The sequence below is a fragment of the Bacteroides sp. D2 genome (genome assembly GCF_025147085.1).
In the GTDB taxonomy this organism is placed as follows: domain Bacteria; phylum Bacteroidota; class Bacteroidia; order Bacteroidales; family Bacteroidaceae; genus Bacteroides.
This window is the reverse complement of the sequence record NZ_CP102261.1, coordinates 3,093,388-3,111,659: the sequence shown is the minus strand read 5'-3', so window position 1 is coordinate 3,111,659 and position 18,272 is coordinate 3,093,388. Positions and strand designations below refer to the sequence as shown.

Below are 18,272 nucleotides of genomic sequence, written 5' to 3'. Positions count from 1 at the left end.
TATTAAGAATCAGGCATTAGATAAATATGAAAACCAAAAGCATCTTTCCCCTGTTCCTATTGGCAGGCACACTTTTGACAGCAGCTTGCGCCACCCCAACGGCTAAACAGGCAGGAAACAACAGCTTCGAATGGGGGCAAGTACCGCAACAACCGGATTTGTCATGGGCCGATAGTGTAGGCAGCCGGCAAATGCCCGGAAACCATGTAATTTTATCCGCTAATTCTTTTGGCGCAGTAGCAGACAGCACGGTGCTTAGCACGGAAGCTATCCAGAAAGCAATTGACAGTTGTGCCGTCATCGGTGGAGGAACGGTAGTTCTTCAGCCGGGATATTATCAGACTGGCGCACTGTTCATAAAAAGCGGTGTCAACCTGCAACTGGACAAAGGGGTGACTTTACTGGCCAGCCCTTACATTCATCATTATCCCGAATTCCGCTCACGGATTGCAGGAATCGAGATGACATGGCCCGCGGCAGTTATCAACATTGTCAATGAAAAGAACGCTTCCGTCAGCGGAGAAGGAACGCTGGACTGCCGGGGAAAAGTATTTTGGGATAAATATTGGGAAATGCGGAAAGAATACGAAGCAAAAGGATTGCGCTGGATTGTGGATTATGACTGCAAACGGGTACGGGGCATCCTCATAGAACGTAGCTCGGACATTACATTGAAAGGATTTACCCTGATGCGTACCGGTTTTTGGGGATGTCAGATTCTTTACTCCGATTATTGCACGATAGACGGATTGACCATCAACAACAATATAGGTGGACACGGTCCGAGCACGGACGGTATCGACATTGATTCTTCCTGCAATATCTTGGTCGAAAACTGCGATGTAGACTGTAACGATGATAATATCTGTATCAAATCGGGACGGGATGCAGACGGACTGCGGGTGAACCTTCCTACGGAAAATGTGGTCATACGCAATTGCATCGCCCGCAAAGGTGCCGGACTTATCACCTGCGGAAGCGAAACTTCCGGTAGCATACGGAATGTATTGGGATATAATCTGGAAGCAATCGGCACCTCCGCCGTGCTGCGGTTGAAAAGCGCCATGAACCGTGGAGGGACAATCGAAAACATTTATATGACCGAAGTAAAAGCGGAAAACGTCCGTCACGTGCTGGCGGCAGACTTGAACTGGAACCCCAGTTACAGTTACAGCACTTTACCCAAAGAGTATGAAGGGAAAGAAATCCCGGAACACTGGAGAATCATGCTGACTCCGGTAACGCCTCCCGAAAAAGGTTATCCGCGTTTCCGCAATGTCTACGTATCAAAGGTAAAAGCGGAAAATGTGGACGAATTTATCTCCGCTTCGGGATGGAATGACTCGTTACGTCTGGAAAATTTCTATCTTTATGCCATCGAAGCGCAGACCGACAAACCGGGCAAAATCTGCTATACGAAGAATTTCAACTTGTCTGAAATTACATTAAAGACAGAAGAAAAGAATGTCATTGAACTAAAAGAGAATGAACAAAGTAATATCAACTTCAACTATGTTAAGACATCTCCTGACCATCGTACTGCTGGGAATCTTGCTCATTGATGCGCAAGCACAAGCACTGACGCCACCTGCCGGCACTTTCCGGTTGGGCATATCAAAAGGAAATGAAAGCCACTGGCTAAAACCTAAAGAAAAGATACAGGGAGTATCCTTCCAATGGAAAGCACTGCCCGATAGTCGTGGATTTATTCTGGAAGTAGAAGTCGCCTCTGCTCCGGAAGCCGATGCCCTATTTTGGAGTTTCGGCGATTGCCAACCGGATTCGGACATCAATGTATTCAGCGTGGAGGGACAAGCCTTCACTTGCTACTACGGAGAAAGTATGCAATTACGGACGCTGCAGGCTGTCACTCCTACCGATGATATTCGCTTGAGTGACGGACATAAGGATGCAACTCCCCTGATGCTTTACGAATCAGGCAAACGAACCGACCGCCCTGTACTGGCCGGACGTTGCAGTCTCTCCCCGGCTTCTTCGCGAAACGAAGGAAGCAAGCCTTTCCGGCTTTACTTCTGTTTCTACGAACAGAATGAAAAAGCGGATTACAACTACTATATGTTACCGGATATTTTTGCCAAAATCGACAAAAAATGAAAAGGATCTATTTATTATTCAGTCTGTTAATAGGTTGCATCTATCTACATGCAGCCATTTATAATGTAATGGACTTCGGAGCCAAAGCGGATGGGAAAACGATTGATTCGCCTGTCATCAATCGTGCAATTGAAGCGGCCGCACAGGCCGGAGGAGGCACAGTATATCTACCTGCGGGAGAATATGCGTGTTATTCCATCCGGTTAAAAAGCAACATTCATATCTATTTGGAACAGGGCACCCGTATCATTGCCGCCTTTCCCGGAAAAGAGGAAGGATATGATACCGCCGAACCGAATGAACATAATAAGTATCAGGATTTCGGTCACAGCCATTGGAAAAACTCTTTAATTTGGGGAATCGGACTGGAGAATATTACGATCAGTGGTCCCGGCTTAATCTATGGCAAAGGCTTGACCCGTGAAGAGAGTCGCCTACCGGGGGTAGGCAATAAGGCTATCAGCCTGAAAGATTGCAGAAATGTGACCCTGAAAGATTTATCCATGCTGCATTGCGGGCATTTCGCCCTGTTGGCTACCGGAGTGGATCATCTGACGATTATGAATCTGAAAGTAGACACCAACCGGGATGGCTTTGATATTGATTGCTGCCGGAACGTACGTATCAGCCAATGCACGGTGAACTCCCCCTGGGATGATGCCATTGTATTGAAAGCCTCTTATGGATTAGGACGCTTCCAAGATACGGAAAATGTGACGATCAGTGATTGTTATGTCAGCGGCTTTGACAAAGGCAGTGTAATGGACGGCACTTGGCAGTTGGACGAACCGCAGGCTCCCGATCATGGTTTCCGTACGGGACGCATCAAACTCGGCACAGAAAGTAGTGGAGGTTTCCGCAATATTGCGATTACGAACTGTATCTTTGAACATTGCCGTGGATTGGCATTGGAAACGGTAGACGGAGGACATCTGGAAGATATTGTAATCAGTAACATCACAATGAGAAATATAGTCAACGCGCCTATTTTCCTTCGGTTGGGCGCACGTATGCGCAGTCCTGAAGGTACTCCTGTAGGCACCATGAAACGTATTCTTATCAGCGATATCAATGTATGGAATGCCGACAGCCGGTATGCTTCTATCATCAACGGAGTGCCGGGTGCATGTATTGAGGACGTAACTTTTCGGAATATTCACCTCTATTATAAAGGAGGATATAGCGAAGAGGATGGCAAACGTATTCCGCCCGAACAGGAGAAAGTATACCCCGAACCCTGGATGTTCGGCACTATTCCCGCCAAAGGGTTTTATATCCGCCACGCACGGAACATTACCTTCGACGGCATCCGCTTCCACTTTGAACAGCCGGACGGACGACCGCTTTTTGTAACTGATGACGCAGAAAATATAGAATACTATAACACACCGAAAGAATGATGAATAAAAGAGAATTGATAGTTCTTTGCCTGCTCGCCGCAGGTGGAGTAATGCAAGCACAACAATGGCCGGACACTCCGGTGGAAGCACGTCCCGGCGCCAGATGGTGGTGGCTGGGAAGTGCCGTAGACGAAAAGAATCTGACGTATAATCTGGAAGAATACGCACGTACCGGAATGGGAGCAGTAGAAATTACTCCTATCTATGGGGTGCAAGGCAATGACGCGAATGAAATTCAGTTCCTTTCTCCCCGCTGGATGGAAATGCTTAAGCATACACAAGCGGAAGGAAAACGTACGGGTATTGAGATTGATATGAATACCGGAACCGGATGGCCTTTTGGCGGACCTGAAGTTAGTATAGAAGATGCGGCTACCAAGGCTATCTTCCAGACATACGAAATAGAGGGCGGCAAAGAGATTGAACAGGATATTAATGTGACCGATCCCAAGCAACAACCATTTTCTGTACTAAGCCGGGTGATGGCATATGATGAGAAAGGCAAATGTATCAACCTGACTGCTCACGTCAAAAAAGACAAACTGCAATGGAAAGCGCCTGCCGGCAAATGGAAAGTGATCGCTCTTTACATCGGAAAAACAAGGCAGAAAGTGAAACGGGCAGCTCCGGGAGGAGAAGGCTATGTGATGAATCATCTCTCAAAAAAGGCGGTAAAAAATTATCTTTCCCGCTTTGACCGTGCTTTCAAAAGTAGCAAGACAAGTTATCCACATACTTTCTTCAACGATTCATACGAAGTTTATCAAGCTGACTGGACGGATGATTTCCTGGAACAGTTCGCTCGTAGACGGGGGTATAAACTGGAAGAACATTTCCCCGAATTCCTGGATAAAAACCGTCCGGAAGTTAGCAGACGTATCGTGTCGGATTACCGGGAAACCATTTCCGACCTCTTATTGGAGAACTTCAGTCATCAATGGACAGACTGGGCACACAAAAACGGTAGTATCACCCGTAATCAGGCACATGGTTCGCCCGGTAATCTGATTGATATCTATGCTTCCGTGGATATTCCGGAATGTGAAGGTTTCGGACTGTCGCAGTTCCACATCGAAGGATTGCGTCAGGACTCATTGACCAAAAAGAATGATTCGGACCTGTCTATGCTGAAATATGCCTCCTCGGCAGCTCATATTGCAGGAAAAACGTATACTTCTTCCGAGACATTTACATGGCTGACGGAGCATTTCCGTACTTCCCTGTCGCAATGTAAACCGGATATGGATTTGATGTTTGTTTCCGGAGTCAATCACATGTTTTTCCACGGCACTCCGTATTCTCCGAAAGAAGCCGAATGGCCCGGATGGTTGTTCTACGCTTCTATCAATATGAGTCCGACAAACAGTATTTGGCGTGATGCCCCTTCGTTCTTTAACTATATCACCCGTTGCCAGAGCTTTCTGCAAATGGGACGGCCGGATAATGATTTCCTGATTTATCTTCCGGTATATGATATGTGGAATGAGCAACCGGGACGATTGTTATTATTCACGATACACCACATGGATAAACTGGCTCCTAAGTTTATCGACGCTATCCATCGCATCAACAACAGCGGGTATGACGGGGATTATATTTCCGATAACTTTATTCGCAGTACACGTTTCAAAGACGGACAGTTGGTTACTTCGGGCGGAACGGGCTACAAAGCATTAGTAGTGCCTGCTGCACACCTAATGCCGAGTGATGTATTGGCACATCTTTATGAACTTGCCAAACAGGGAGCTACTATCGTATTCCTCGAAAATTATCCGACAGATGTACCGGGATACGGTCAGTTGGAACAAAAACGCCAAAGTTACCAGCGTACGCTCCGGCAACTTCCGGCTGTTTCTTTCTCGGAAACAACCGTTACTTCAATCGGAAAGGGGAAGATTATCACAGGAACGGATTATGCACGTACATTGGCCAGCTGCAATATCTCTCCCGAAGAAATGAAAACCAAATTCGGACTACAAGCGATCCGAAGAGTGAATGATACGGGACACCACTATTTCATCTCTTCCTTGCAAAATAAAGGAGTGGACGGTTGGATCACATTGGGAACGAATGCAGCCGCAGCCGCTCTCTTCAATCCCATGACCGGAGAATGTGGTGAAGCTAAGGTAAGACAGGCAAACGGAAAAACACAAGTCTATCTGCAATTAAAATCCGGTGAATCGATCATTCTGCAAACATATCAACAACCTTTGCAGGCATCCAAACCGTGGAAGTATGTCAAAGAGCAACCTTTCAGTCTTCGTCTGGATCATGGTTGGAAGTTACACTTCGCCGAAAGCAAACCGGAAATTCAAGGGACATTTGATATAGATCGCCCCTGTTCATGGACCCATATCGATCATCCGGCAGCCCAAACGAACATGGGAACCGGTGTTTATTCCTTAGACATCGAATTGCCGACTTTGCAGGCCGACGACTGGATTCTTGATTTGGGAGATGTACGCGAAAGTGCCCGTGTCCGCATCAACGGACAGGAAGCGGGATGCGCATGGGCAGTGCCTTATCAACTAAAGGTGGGCCAGTTCTTAAAACCCGGAAAAAACCACATCGAGATAGAAGTCACGAATCTCCCTGCGAATCGAATTGCAGAATTAGACAGGCAGGGAGTGCAGTGGCGCAAATTCAAAGAAATCAATATTGTTGATTTGAACTATCGTCCGGCCAATTATGGACATTGGAGTCCATTACCCTCCGGCTTGAATAGTGAGGTACGGCTGATTCCGGTAAATGTGATGCCATAGTTGAGACATTGTCATATCATCATACCGCAACAAACTACTTTTTCAATCTTGTACTTAAGACTTTTCAGTGCAAAGATTAAGGGTTTTCAGTACAGAGATTAGTAGTTTTTTATGCAGTCGGTAAGTCGTCCCGTTACAATGGGACAATAGGCACATTGCAAAGTGACCAATATCACCTTATAAGATGATATTGGTCACTTTGTAATATGATTACCTGTCTTTGGGAAGATGAGAAGCACTAAAGATACAAAATTAAATAGTAAAAAGCAAGAGTGAGACAGGAAATATAGCTTCATCCCCTGAACGGATTGATTTTATTTCCGAACCGGGGAATGGACTTAAAAGACTATTTTAAATCCATTACAGCCTGCTCCAACTGTTTCAATGCTTTTTCCAGCGTAGCACGTGGACAAGCAACGTTCAACCGCATAAATCCCTCGCCTTCCTTACCGAATGTTGTTCCATCATTCAGCGCCAGATGAGCATCTTCTACAAAAAGACGGTTCAGTTCTTCCTGATTGAGTCCCAATGCGCGGCAATCCAGAAAGATCAAGTAAGAGGCTTGCGGACGGATCATCTTGATAGCAGGAATATGTTCTTTCAAATACGTTTCAGTGAAATCCACATTTCCTTTAATATATGCTACCACTTGGTCCAGCCATTCTGTACCATGACTGTAAGCAGCTGCTACACTTAAATAAGCAAAGAGATGTCCTTCGCTAAACTCGCTTGCTTCCATATATGTCTGGAAACGGTGACGAAGTTCGTCTTTCTCAATAATTGCATAAGAACTAGCCAATCCCGGCATGTTGAATGCCTTGCTGGGAGACATAAAGACAAGAGAGTTCATCCGTGCCTTCTCTGAAATCAAAGCAAAGGTAGGATGTTTGTATGGAGGCAGGGTTAAGTCAGCATGAATCTCGTCAGAGATAACCAATGTGCCGCTTTCATAGCAGATGTCGGCTATCTGAGACAGTTCCTCTTTGGTCCATACACGTCCACCCGGGTTATGAGGGTTGCTTAGAATAAGCAATTTGCATCCTTGAATATCTTGACGGAAGCGGTTGAAATCAATATAATATTGTTCATCTTTCAGGACTAACGGGCTGAATACCACTTCACGTTCATTCTTTTGAGTGACTAAAAAGAAAGGATGATAAACAGGGGGCATTACCATTATCTTATCTCCTTTTTGCGTAAAGCAGTGGATCACAAAAGCCAAGCCGCGAACAATACCGGGAGTGAAAGTCAACATCTCTTCACGAATCGCCCAACCATGGCGCTCCTTCACCCAGTTAATAATAGACTCCGACCATTCTTTGCAAGCAAATGTATATCCGAGTACTTCATGCTCCAGGCGTTTTTTCAAAGCCTCTATGACAAAAGGAGCTGTGCGGAAATCCATATCAGCTACCCACATTGGAATCAGGTCATTGCGTCCCCAACGATTCTCTACTGCATCCCATTTTACGGAATCTGTACCATGACGGTTTATTATTTCATCAAAATTATAGTTCATACTGCATAATATTGTTAGGTTATGTGTATAATAAACAGTTAGCAAAGATAGTTGTTTTCGTGGTATTACCGAAAGGCAGCCTCTAATTTTGTATGCTCTATCAAAACATAGAGGGCCGGAGCAATACAGCATCCGACCCTCATATTCATACCCTGAAAAAAAAACTAAGAACCTATTTGTCTTTATTATTCATTCCAACGATGCACTATAAATCCACGCTTACCATCTTCTGTTTTTAAAGAGATGAAATAGATATGCGGATGGCTCGTCGGACCTGTACCGATACGTTTTTCCAAAATAAACTCGGTCAGTTTAACGGCAGAGGCTGCTTTGTCTGTATACGAAGTATTAGTGTCATTGATAGTCGTTTCAAACTTCGGATTACGGTTGGCAGCATTCACACAATTTAAATTGTTTGCCCAACCACCGTTAAAGTAGACATAATATGTATCTTTCACTTCACCGTTTTGTTGATACCAGTACATATCTTTTGGCGTTGCATAAGATCCGGTACTGGAAACTCCGACCGTGTTAATATCGGCACGATAACCATCCCAATAAATACGTGGCGTCGGGTCGTCAAGATTGAGCGGTACCCATAAATCTATGGAACGGCTTTCCTTTTCCTGGTCGGTCACAGTAATAGTTGTACCACCGTCACCTACCACAGTAACAGTTACTGTAGTGCCGGAGATTGCCACAGTAGCTACCCCTTCATTCAGAGATTTAACGGTATAACCGCCATTACCGGTCAGTATTTTCATTTCACGAAGAATAACACCGTCATTATCCAGACGCAATACTTCCACTCCCTCCGGGAGCGATTCGAGTGTCAGTTCCTGAAGTTTACGTACTTCAACCGTCATGAGAGCACGATTGTAGCTATCATCCGAAAGACGAACGATGGTGCTACCTATGTCACTGCCTGTCAACAGTATCTCGTTGCCAACCACCTCGGCAGTCACCACATCCTCATTATCACTCTCTACACGATAATTCACACCGTCCAAACCAATACCGATATGCAGGACTTCTCCCTCAACGAGCACCGGATTGTGCGTAGTAAGCGGAACATTGACATAAGGGTAATACACATCTTTGTCATTTTCACATCCCGTCATCAAGCAGAGAAGAGCTAGAAAAGGGATAAAGGATAAATATTTTATTTGTTTCATTGATTCAAGATTTTTAAAGCCCGATTAAATCTCCCCAAGGGAATATCCGGACAGACTGTTAGTTTTATCAAGTTCTGCAATATCCCGTCTTATTAAAACAGAAAGAAGCATAATTGCCATCCCATTAATAATTAGGATTCTGATTTATCGGCCTGCTGCAACGAGGCACCTTACTGCCTACTTTTGTACATTACGAATGGTTTGGCAATATCAAAATTAACCATGACGAACTTTTCATCCGGATCATCGAGAAACTGCTTCCTATCGTAGAAGCGAATAATGAACCCAGAAAGGTTATCGTATTGTCCGACGTGCTTTTCTCGTTTGACGGAATGAGCGAAACGGCATTGACTTTCAAAATAAAAGCACTCAAGAAACTTGGACAAAAAGCGTATGCACAAAGTGTTTATGACCGTTTCCAAAAGGAGTACCAGCAACTCTATGGAGAGAAGTATAAGGAGAATTCGTTAGAAGAATAAAGACTTGATGCCATGCTTGGGAAACTTTTTTAGTCAAAAGAATAAAGGAACCTATTATAATTAATCATTTTATTAGGCACTTTTAAATAATTGTGTTCCTATCGATAAGAGTAGAGACTTAAAAAAAGCATAAGAGAAATCTCCTAATTGCTATTTACATAGAAAAATAGTACTTTTGTACTCCATTCAAAAAAGAATTTATGACGAAAGCATTATTTTTTGATATAGACGGAACATTGGTCAGTTTTGAAACTCACCGCATCCCGTCGTCTACCATTGAGGCACTGGAAGCCGCCCGTGCAAAAGGACTGAAGATATTTATCGCTACGGGACGTCCGAAAGCCATTATCAACAACCTCTCCGAATTGCAAGACCGGAATCTGATTGATGGATATATCACCATGAACGGGGCTTACTGCTTTGTCGGGGAACAGGTAATCTATAAAAGTGCCATCCCCCAGGACGAAGTAAAAGCGATGGGAGATTTCTGCGAGAAAAAAGGCGTTCCCTGTATCTTTGTAGAGGAACACAACATTTCCGTTTGCCAGCCCAATGACATGGTGAAAAAGATATTCTATGATTTCCTGCACGTGAATGTGATTCCGACTGTATCTTTCGAGGAGGCAACCAGTAAGGAAGTCATCCAAATGACACCCTTTATCACGGAAGAGGAAGAAAAAGAAATCCGTCCGTCTATTCCTACCTGCGAGATAGGCCGATGGTATCCTGCATTTGCCGATGTGACCGCCAAAGGAGACACCAAGCAAAAGGGCATTGATGAAATAATCCGCTATTTTGATATTAAACTCGAAGATACCATGGCTTTCGGAGACGGAGGAAATGACATCAGCATGCTCCGCCATGCAGCCATCGGAGTAGCCATGGGACAAGCCAAAGAGGATGTGAAAGCCGCTGCCGATTATGTGACAGCTCCCATCGACGAGGATGGCATCAGCAAGGCAATGAAGCATTTTGGTATTATCTGATTATGAGCGTAGACACCAATAACGCAGCGTTTCAAGACGCCCTGAACCTGATTCAATATACGCGTCAATCGGTTTTCCTGACCGGGAAAGCGGGTACAGGGAAATCTACATTCCTGCGTTACGTCTGCGAAAATACCAAAAAGAAACACGTTGTACTCGCCCCGACAGGCATCGCTGCTATCAATGCCGGAGGAAGTACGATGCATAGTTTCTTCAAACTCCCTTTCTATCCGCTGCTGCCGGATGACCCGAACTTGAGTCTCCAGCGTGGTCGTATCCATGAATTTTTCAAATACACCAAGCCTCACCGGAAGCTGTTGGAACAAATAGAACTGGTCATCATCGACGAGATTTCAATGGTAAGGGCGGATATCATTGATGCCATCGACCGAATCCTACGTGTATACTCTCATAATCTGCGCGAACCTTTCGGAGGAAAACAACTGTTATTGGTAGGCGACGTATTCCAACTGGAGCCCGTCGTAAAAAACGACGAACGGGAAATATTGAACCGCTTCTATCCTACACCCTATTTTTTCTCTGCCAGAGTATTCGGCCAGATAGACCTGGTATCCATCGAACTTCAAAAGGTATACCGCCAAACAGACCCCGTTTTTGTCGGCGTCCTCGACCATATCCGGAACAATACAGCCGGAGCGGCTGATCTGCAACTACTGAACACCCGTTATGGAAGCCAGATAGAAGAATCGGAAGCTGATATGTATATCACTCTGGCCACCCGTAGAGACACGGTAGACTCTATCAACGAAAAGAAACTGGCGGAACTTCCCGGAGACCCAATTACTTTTGAAGGAGTCATCGAAGGAGATTTCCCCGAAAGCAGTCTACCCACCTCACAAGAGCTCGTACTGAAACCCGGTGCACAAATCATCTTTATTAAAAATGATTTCGACCGCAGGTGGGTAAACGGTACCATTGGTGTCATTGCCGGAATTGATGAGGAAGAAGAAACCATCTACGTTATCACCGACGATGGAAAAGAATGTGACGTAAAGCGTGAATCATGGCGCAATATCCGTTATCGCTACAACGAAAAGACAAAAGAAATAGAAGAAGAAGTCTTAGGTAGCTTCACACAATATCCCATTCGGTTAGCTTGGGCCATCACTGTCCATAAGAGTCAGGGACTGACTTTCAGCCGTGTAGTCATCGACTTCACAGGTGGTGTATTTGCAGGTGGACAAGCATACGTGGCACTAAGCCGCTGTACCTCACTGGACGGTATTCAGCTCAAAAAGCCTATTAACCGTGCTGACGTCTTCGTCCGCCCCGAAATCGTAAACTTTGCCGGACGTTTCAACGACCGGCAGGCTATCGACAAAGCTCTGAAACAAGCGCAGGCCGACGTGCAATACGCTGCTGCTTCACGCGCTTTCGACAAAGGAGACATGGAGGAATGTCTGGAACAGTTTTTCCGCGCCATTCATTCCCGCTATGATATTGAGAAATCTGTTCCCCGCCGTTTTATCCGACGTAAACTTGGTGTCATAAACACCTTGAAAGAGCAGAATAAGAAACTCAAAGAGCAAATGCGCGAACAGCAGGAACGCCTCCGCCAATATGCTCACGAATATCTATTAATGGGTAACGAATGTATCACCCAGGCACACGACTCACGTGCCGCCCTCGCCAACTACGACAAGGCACTTAGTCTCGACCCTAATTATGTGGATGCCTGGATACGCAAAGGAATCACTCTCTTCAACAACAAAGAGTATTTCGATGCTGAAAACTGCTTCAACACTGCAGTCACCCTCTATCCGGCAAACTTTAAAGCTGTCTATAACCGCGGAAAGCTCCGGCTAAAAACAGAAAACACAGAAGGTGCCATTGCCGACCTGGACAAGGCCACTAGCCTGAAACCGGAACATGCCGGTGCACACGAACTCTTCGGAGACGCTCTGTTGAAAGTCGGGAAAGAAGGAGAAGCCGCCTTACAATGGAGAATTGCAGAAGAACTTAGAAAGAAAAAATAGCCTATTCTTCCCGACCTCCGCACCTATCCATCTTTGTCATCTACACACTTACATAAAAATCATCCTACACACAATATCTCCATCAAACAGTGCCCCCCGCATGGCCTCCCGGCCTCGTTTTTCCGACGTCAAGTGCAGGTGTTTCCTCCGGCGTTAAAAAGGGCAGACACTCGCTACGCTCAAACAGTCTGCCCTTTTTAACGCCGGAGAAAACACCGGAGTAGTCGGAAAAACGCAGCCTTGATTCTTTCTTTTTGGTTCCTTTTCTTTCGTATCAAGACGAAAGAAAAAGAACTGATTCTCCCTCTATATCAAAAACTTTTATTAGTTTTGCTCTTTGTAATATCTCAAACTCTTAAAATAGAAGCAAATGAAAAAAGGTTTGAAAATCGCAGCTATCACAGTAGGAGTCATCATCATTCTGATGTTCCTTCTTCCTTTCGCCTTCCAGGGAAAGATAGCCGACATTGTAAAAACAGAAGGCAACAAGATGCTTAATGCACAATTTGACTTTAAGAACCTTAACATTAGCCTGTTCCGTAACTTTCCACAGGCTTCTGTCACTCTCGAGGATTTCTGGTTAAAAGGTACTGGTGAATTTGCCAACGACACCCTTGTACAGGCCGGAGAAGTTACTGCCGCAGTCAACTTATTCTCTCTTTTCGGAGATAGCGGTTACGATATTTCTAAAATATTTATTGAAGATACACGTTTACATGCCATTGTATTGCCGGACGGACGTGCCAACTGGGATATTATGAAACCGGATACAACAGCAACAGCCGAAGCTCCTGTTTCAGAAGAAGAAGCATCTTCTCCTTTCAAAGTGAAGCTACAACGCTTTGTTATCAAAAACATGAACCTGATTTATGACGATCAACAAGGGAAGATGTATGCTGATATCCGCGACTTTAACGCAGTCTGCGCCGGAGACTTAGGAAGTGACCGCACTACTCTGAAGTTGGAAGCGGAAACCAAATCACTTACTTACAAGATGAATGGAATCCCTTTCCTGGCCAATGCCAATATCTCCGCAACAATGGATGTGGATGCCGACCTTGCCAATAACAAATACACATTAAAAGACAACACCATCCGCCTCAACGCCATTCAGGCAGGTATCGACGGTTGGGTAGCCTTGAAAGATCCGGCTATCGACATGGACTTGAAACTTAACACGAACGATATCGGGTTTAAGGAAATCTTGTCACTGATTCCAGCCATTTATGCAACGGAATTCTCCAGTCTGAAAACAGACGGAACCGCTACGCTTACTGCAACGGCCAAAGGTATCTTGCAAGGCGACACCGTTCCTGCATTCAACATTGATATGCAAGTCAAGAATGCCATGTTCCGCTATCCGGCTTTACCGGCAGGAGTGGATCAAATCAATATCAGTGCCAACGTCCAGAACCCGGGAGGAAATATCGACCTGACGACGGTCAATATCAATCCTTTCAGTTTCCGTCTTGCCGGAAATCCGTTTAGCCTGACGGCTAATGTAAAAACACCGATCAGCGATCCGGACTTTAAAGCTGAAGCTAAAGGGATTCTCAATTTAGGTATGATAAAACAAGTCTATCCACTTGGAGATATGGAGTTGAACGGTACCATTGACGCCGATATGCAAATGTCAGGACGCCTTTCCTATATCGAAAAAGAGGAATACGAACGTATGCAAGCTTCAGGTACTATCGGACTGACGGGTATGAAACTCAAAATGAAAGATATGCCGGACGTAGAAATCAAGAAGTCTCTCTTCACTTTCACCCCGAAATACCTCCAGTTGAGCGAGACAACCGTCAACATCGGAAAGAATGATATCACAGCCGACAGTCGGTTTGAAAACTATATCGGTTACGTATTGAAAGGTACTACATTGAAAGGAAACCTGAATATTCGTTCCAACTATTTCAATCTGAACGACTTCATGGCCGCTTCTGCGGATGAAGCGACTGCATCAGAAACTGCGTCTACCGACTCCGTAGCTACAGCTGCCACGGGTATTATGGAAGTTCCCCGCAACATCGACTTCCAAATGGACGCTAACCTGAAACAGGTGTTATTCGATAAGATGTCTTTCAATAATATGAACGGCAAGCTTGTGGTAAAAGATGGCAAAGTGGATATGAAAAACCTCTCCATGAACACCATGGGTGGCAACGTGGTCATGAACGGCTACTACTCCACTGCCAACGTAAAGAAGCCGGAAATGAAAGCCGGATTCAAACTCTCCAATATCGGTTTCGCACAAGCTTACAAAGAATTGGACATGGTGCAGAAGATGGCTCCTATCTTCGAAAACCTGAAAGGTAATTTCTCCGGAAGTATTAATATACTGACAGATTTGGATGCAACCATGAGCCCTGTACTGAATACAATGCAAGGTGATGGCAGCCTTTCCACCCGTGATCTTAGTTTGAGCGGAGTGAAAGCAATCGACGAAATAGCCGATGCCGTTAAACAGCCAAGTCTGAAAGACATGAAGGTGAAAGATATGACACTGGATTTCACCATCAAAGACGGACGCGTAGAAACCAAACCGTTCGATATCAAGATGGGAGACTACACATTGAATCTTTCCGGTAGCACAGGCCTCGATCAAACCATCGACTACTCCGGAAAAGTGAAGTTGCCGGCATCTGTAGGCAATATCTCTAAACTAATGACTCTTGACTTGAAGATCGGAGGTTCATTTACCTCTCCGAAAGTCAGCGTCGATACTAAAAGCATGGCCAATCAAGCTGTCGAGGCTGTAGCCGATGAAGCTATCAGCAAACTCGGACAGAAACTGGGACTGGACTCTGCCGCTACCGCCAATAAGGATTCAATCAAACAAAAGGTGACAGAGAAAGCAGCAGAAAAGGCACTGGATTTCTTAAAAAAGAAACTCAAATAAGAGAGAAGGAGAATGAATTATGCTTCTGAAGCTATATGACAAAAATAATAACCCGCAGGATTTACAACGAATCATCGACATCCTGAATGACGGCGGACTGATTATCTACCCCACTGATACGATGTACGCCATCGGCTGTCACGGTTTGAAGGAACGTGCTATAGAACGGATATGCCGGATCAAAGAGATAGACCCTAGAAAGAACAATCTGTCTATCATCTGTTATGACTTGAGTAACATCAGCGAATATGCGAAAGTAGACAATAATGTATTCAAGCTGATGAAGCATAATCTTCCGGGGCCATTCACCTTTATTTTGAATGGAACCAACCGGTTACCCAAAATCTTCCGCAACCGAAAAGAAGTGGGTATCCGTATGCCGGATAATAATATCATCCGCGAAATCGCACGCCTGCTGGATGCTCCCATTATGACGACCACTCTGCCCTACGAAGAGCATGAGGACTTGGAATATATGACAGATCCCGAACTGATAGATGAGAAGTTCGGTGACATTGTCGATCTGGTCATTGACGGAGGTATCGGAGGTATAGAACCTTCCACCGTAGTGAAATGTACCGACGACGAACTGGAAATCATCCGGCAAGGGAAAGGCTGGCTGGAAGAGGTATAAAAGCCGAAAAATGAATCGAACTGGTATGCTATATGATAGGAACGTGAACAAATAAGTTTTATTATTAGTAGCATGCCAGTTCGTTTATACACAGCAAAACAACGATTGGTTATCCCCCCAACAAACCAAAATCATCATATTCATCATGAAAAAATTAAATCACATCGGCATCTTTCTTGTATGTCTATTCATTACTATCCAATCATTTGCAAGTGAACCCATACGGGTAGCGTGCATAGGAAACAGTATTACTTATGGAGCATTCATCCCCAACCGGGAAATGAACTGCTATCCGGCACAACTTCAAGCTTATCTGGGAGATGGGTATGAGGTCAAAAACTTCGGAGCCTCTGGTCGAACTATATTGTCTAAAGGAGATTACCCATATTCCGAAACAGATATCTACAAAGCATCTCTGGAATATCAGCCCGATATTGTATTAATCAAATTAGGTACTAACGATACCAAACCACAAAACTGGAAATACAAAGACGAATTCAAAGACAATTACCAGACATTAATTGACACATACCGGAATCTGAAATCACATCCACGTATTATTCTCCTGACTCCTATCCGTTGTTTCCTGCCGGAGGGTTCGGAAATCAATGCACAACTGATAGAAAACGAGGTACGCCCCACGGTGGAAGAATTGGCTTGGAAAAATCAACTGGAAATTATCAATCTGTTTAATCTCTTCGGCGACCAGTGGGATTCGGTTATGCTACCGGACAAACTGCACCCCTCTTCTATCGGAGCAGGAGTCATGGCCCAAAAGATGTATGAATATCTCGCTGTAAAAACAACAGCTTCTCCAACAAAGCTGCAGACATCACTGGGAATACAAGATGCCAAACGATTCAACTTCCATGGACACCAAGGGTATGAATTTGAGAATGAGGGAGTAAAATGCCTTGTAGTAGAGCCCGCAAAAGAAGCCATAGGAAAACCCTGGATGATTCGTGCACGCTTTTGGGGGCATGAACCACAGACTGACATAGCATTATTGGAACATGGCTTTCATATTGTTTACTGTGATGTAGCCGACTTATATGGCTCGGATAAAGCTGTTCAACGCTGGAATAGTTTTTACAAGCGAATGGTGAAAGCCGGATTCAACAAGAAAGTGGCACTTGAAGGGATGAGTCGTGGTGGGCTGATTGTCTATAACTGGGCGGCACAAAACCCGGAAAAAGTGGCATGTATTTATGCAGATGCCCCCGTAATGGACCTCAAAAGTTGGCCTATGGGACAAGGTAAATCTGCCGGTTCCACCATGGATACGAAACAACTTCTCAATGCTTACGGTTTTAAAAACGAAGCTGAAGCGTTGAACTGGAAAAAGAATCCGATAGACTGTGCACCGACAATGGCAAAAGCCGGAATCCCCATCCTGCACGTGGTAGGTGATGCTGACCAAGTGGTGCCGGTTGTTGAAAACACAGCCATTTTCGAACAACGTATGGAGGAATTGCATGCACCAATTACTATTATTCATAAGCCTGGAGTGGATCATCACCCGCACTCCCTCAACAATCCCGAGCCTATTGTGCAGTTCATCCTCAAAGCTACGAACAGGGCGGAAAATATGTGTGTGCATCCTGTACCGGGAAATGAATTCCGTTCGGCAGCCGGATGGACCCAAAACTCGGACTGGAACAGCGTAGCAAAAGACATAACCGCCACTCTCAATGGGAAACATTTAAAACTGTTGTTATTGGGGAATTCCATCACACAAGGTTGGGGAGGTAACAGAAAAGAAGTGACTTACAAGCCCGGCAAAGAGGCTATGGACAATGCCATAGGAAAGGATAATTGGGAAAGTGCCGGCATATCCGGCGACCGCACGCAAAACCTGCTTTGGCGTGTCCGTTATGATAACTACAATAGTTGCCACCCTGAAAACATTGTGATTGCCATTGGAATTAATAATCTGATAAGTGGAAAAGACAGTCCCGAAAACACGGCTGAAGGAATTATCGCAGTAGCCAATGAAGTACGGAAGCAATTCCCCGAATCACGTATCATTCTTTTAGGTCTGTTTCCATCCGGTAAGGAACAACAGAGTAAAGTGCGCACACAATGTGATAAGATTCATGACATATTACAACATCACCGATTCGAGAAAGTTGAATATATCAATCCCACCAAATGGTTCACCGAAGCGGACGGAACTATGAAAGACGGACTTTATGGAAATGATTACATTCATTTCACTGGTGAAGGATATAAAGTAGCAGTAACAGAAATAGCCAGAATACTTGCTCGTTAGATAATCCTCCAAAATCTAATCTTCACATAATAGT

At 44.8% G+C, this 18,272-nt stretch carries 12 protein-coding genes; 10 read left to right on the top strand and 2 right to left on the bottom strand.

Features of this window, described 5'->3' with window-relative positions; genetic code table 11:
• Positions 1-26 precede the first annotated feature (26 nt).
• The 4 genes from NQ505_RS10805 to NQ505_RS10790 are packed head-to-tail and all read left to right on the top strand — an operon-like array spanning position 27 to position 6,277.
• Positions 27-1,562: a glycoside hydrolase family 28 protein gene (locus tag NQ505_RS10805; RefSeq protein ID WP_009000439.1), complete on the top strand. Its 1,536-nt coding sequence runs from the start codon at positions 27-29 to the stop codon at positions 1,560-1,562.
• The gene (locus NQ505_RS10800; RefSeq protein ID WP_004309133.1) at positions 1,513-2,115 is read left to right on the top strand and encodes a DUF4450 domain-containing protein; all 603 of its coding nucleotides are present in this window, start codon (positions 1,513-1,515) and stop codon (positions 2,113-2,115) included. Before NQ505_RS10805 ends, NQ505_RS10800 begins: the two co-directional genes overlap by 50 nt.
• A complete protein-coding gene (locus NQ505_RS10795) occupies positions 2,112-3,515 on the top strand; it encodes a glycoside hydrolase family 28 protein (protein ID WP_009000438.1) in 1,404 nt (467 codons plus the stop codon). The genes NQ505_RS10800 and NQ505_RS10795 overlap by 4 nt, the downstream gene beginning before the upstream one ends.
• The gene (locus tag NQ505_RS10790) at positions 3,512-6,277 is read left to right on the top strand and encodes a glycosyl hydrolase (RefSeq protein ID WP_009000437.1); all 2,766 of its coding nucleotides are present in this window, start codon (positions 3,512-3,514) and stop codon (positions 6,275-6,277) included. The genes NQ505_RS10795 and NQ505_RS10790 overlap by 4 nt, the downstream gene beginning before the upstream one ends.
• 346 nt (positions 6,278-6,623) lie before the next feature.
• On the opposite strand, the gene NQ505_RS10785 is transcribed toward NQ505_RS10790, so the two are convergent.
• Both NQ505_RS10785 and NQ505_RS10780 read right to left on the bottom strand, forming a co-directional pair.
• On the bottom strand, positions 6,624-7,796 hold the full coding sequence (locus NQ505_RS10785; protein ID WP_009000436.1) for a MalY/PatB family protein: 1,173 nt from the start codon (positions 7,794-7,796) through the stop codon (positions 6,624-6,626).
• Positions 7,797-7,981: 185 nt separating this feature from the next.
• Positions 7,982-8,971, bottom strand: coding sequence for a hypothetical protein (locus NQ505_RS10780; RefSeq protein WP_009000435.1), 990 nt, complete (start codon positions 8,969-8,971; stop codon positions 7,982-7,984).
• 332 nt (positions 8,972-9,303) lie between these two features.
• Between NQ505_RS10780 and NQ505_RS10775 the strand changes: the two genes are divergently transcribed.
• The 6 genes from NQ505_RS10775 (at position 9,304) to NQ505_RS10750 (ending at position 18,238) form a co-directional block, all read left to right on the top strand.
• A complete protein-coding gene (locus tag NQ505_RS10775; protein WP_004301546.1) occupies positions 9,304-9,450 on the top strand; it encodes a hypothetical protein in 147 nt (48 codons plus the stop codon).
• 200 nt (positions 9,451-9,650) lie between these two features.
• A complete protein-coding gene (locus NQ505_RS10770; RefSeq protein ID WP_004301545.1) occupies positions 9,651-10,436 on the top strand; it encodes a Cof-type HAD-IIB family hydrolase in 786 nt (261 codons plus the stop codon).
• 2 nt (positions 10,437-10,438) lie between these two features.
• Entirely contained in the window at positions 10,439-12,433 is a 1,995-nt protein-coding gene (locus NQ505_RS10765; RefSeq protein ID WP_009000434.1) for a tetratricopeptide repeat protein, read from the top strand.
• Positions 12,434-12,803: 370 nt separating this feature from the next.
• Entirely contained in the window at positions 12,804-15,332 is a 2,529-nt protein-coding gene (locus NQ505_RS10760) for an AsmA-like C-terminal region-containing protein (protein WP_009000433.1), read from the top strand.
• Positions 15,333-15,351: 19 nt separating this feature from the next.
• The gene (locus NQ505_RS10755) at positions 15,352-15,966 is read left to right on the top strand and encodes an L-threonylcarbamoyladenylate synthase (RefSeq protein WP_009000432.1); all 615 of its coding nucleotides are present in this window, start codon (positions 15,352-15,354) and stop codon (positions 15,964-15,966) included.
• A gap of 145 nt (positions 15,967-16,111) precedes the next feature.
• Entirely contained in the window at positions 16,112-18,238 is a 2,127-nt protein-coding gene (locus NQ505_RS10750) for a GDSL-type esterase/lipase family protein (protein ID WP_009000431.1), read from the top strand.
• Positions 18,239-18,272: the final 34 nt, after the last annotated feature.

What these genes read in the sequence shown, in the direction of transcription:
- NQ505_RS10805 (WP_009000439.1), top strand. Translation starts at nt 27, where the DNA reads ATGAAAACCAAAAGCATCTTTCCCCTGTTCCTATTGGCAGGCACACTT.
- NQ505_RS10800 (WP_004309133.1), top strand. Translation starts at nt 1,513, where the DNA reads ATGTTAAGACATCTCCTGACCATCGTACTGCTGGGAATCTTGCTCATT.
- NQ505_RS10795 (WP_009000438.1), top strand. Translation starts at nt 2,112, where the DNA reads ATGAAAAGGATCTATTTATTATTCAGTCTGTTAATAGGTTGCATCTAT.
- NQ505_RS10790 (WP_009000437.1), top strand. Translation starts at nt 3,512, where the DNA reads ATGATGAATAAAAGAGAATTGATAGTTCTTTGCCTGCTCGCCGCAGGT.
- NQ505_RS10785 (WP_009000436.1), bottom strand. Translation starts at nt 7,796, where the DNA reads ATGAACTATAATTTTGATGAAATAATAAACCGTCATGGTACAGATTCC.
- NQ505_RS10780 (WP_009000435.1), bottom strand. Translation starts at nt 8,971, where the DNA reads ATGAAACAAATAAAATATTTATCCTTTATCCCTTTTCTAGCTCTTCTC.
- NQ505_RS10775 (WP_004301546.1), top strand. Translation starts at nt 9,304, where the DNA reads ATGAGCGAAACGGCATTGACTTTCAAAATAAAAGCACTCAAGAAACTT.
- NQ505_RS10770 (WP_004301545.1), top strand. Translation starts at nt 9,651, where the DNA reads ATGACGAAAGCATTATTTTTTGATATAGACGGAACATTGGTCAGTTTT.
- NQ505_RS10765 (WP_009000434.1), top strand. Translation starts at nt 10,439, where the DNA reads ATGAGCGTAGACACCAATAACGCAGCGTTTCAAGACGCCCTGAACCTG.
- NQ505_RS10760 (WP_009000433.1), top strand. Translation starts at nt 12,804, where the DNA reads ATGAAAAAAGGTTTGAAAATCGCAGCTATCACAGTAGGAGTCATCATC.
- NQ505_RS10755 (WP_009000432.1), top strand. Translation starts at nt 15,352, where the DNA reads ATGCTTCTGAAGCTATATGACAAAAATAATAACCCGCAGGATTTACAA.
- NQ505_RS10750 (WP_009000431.1), top strand. Translation starts at nt 16,112, where the DNA reads ATGAAAAAATTAAATCACATCGGCATCTTTCTTGTATGTCTATTCATT.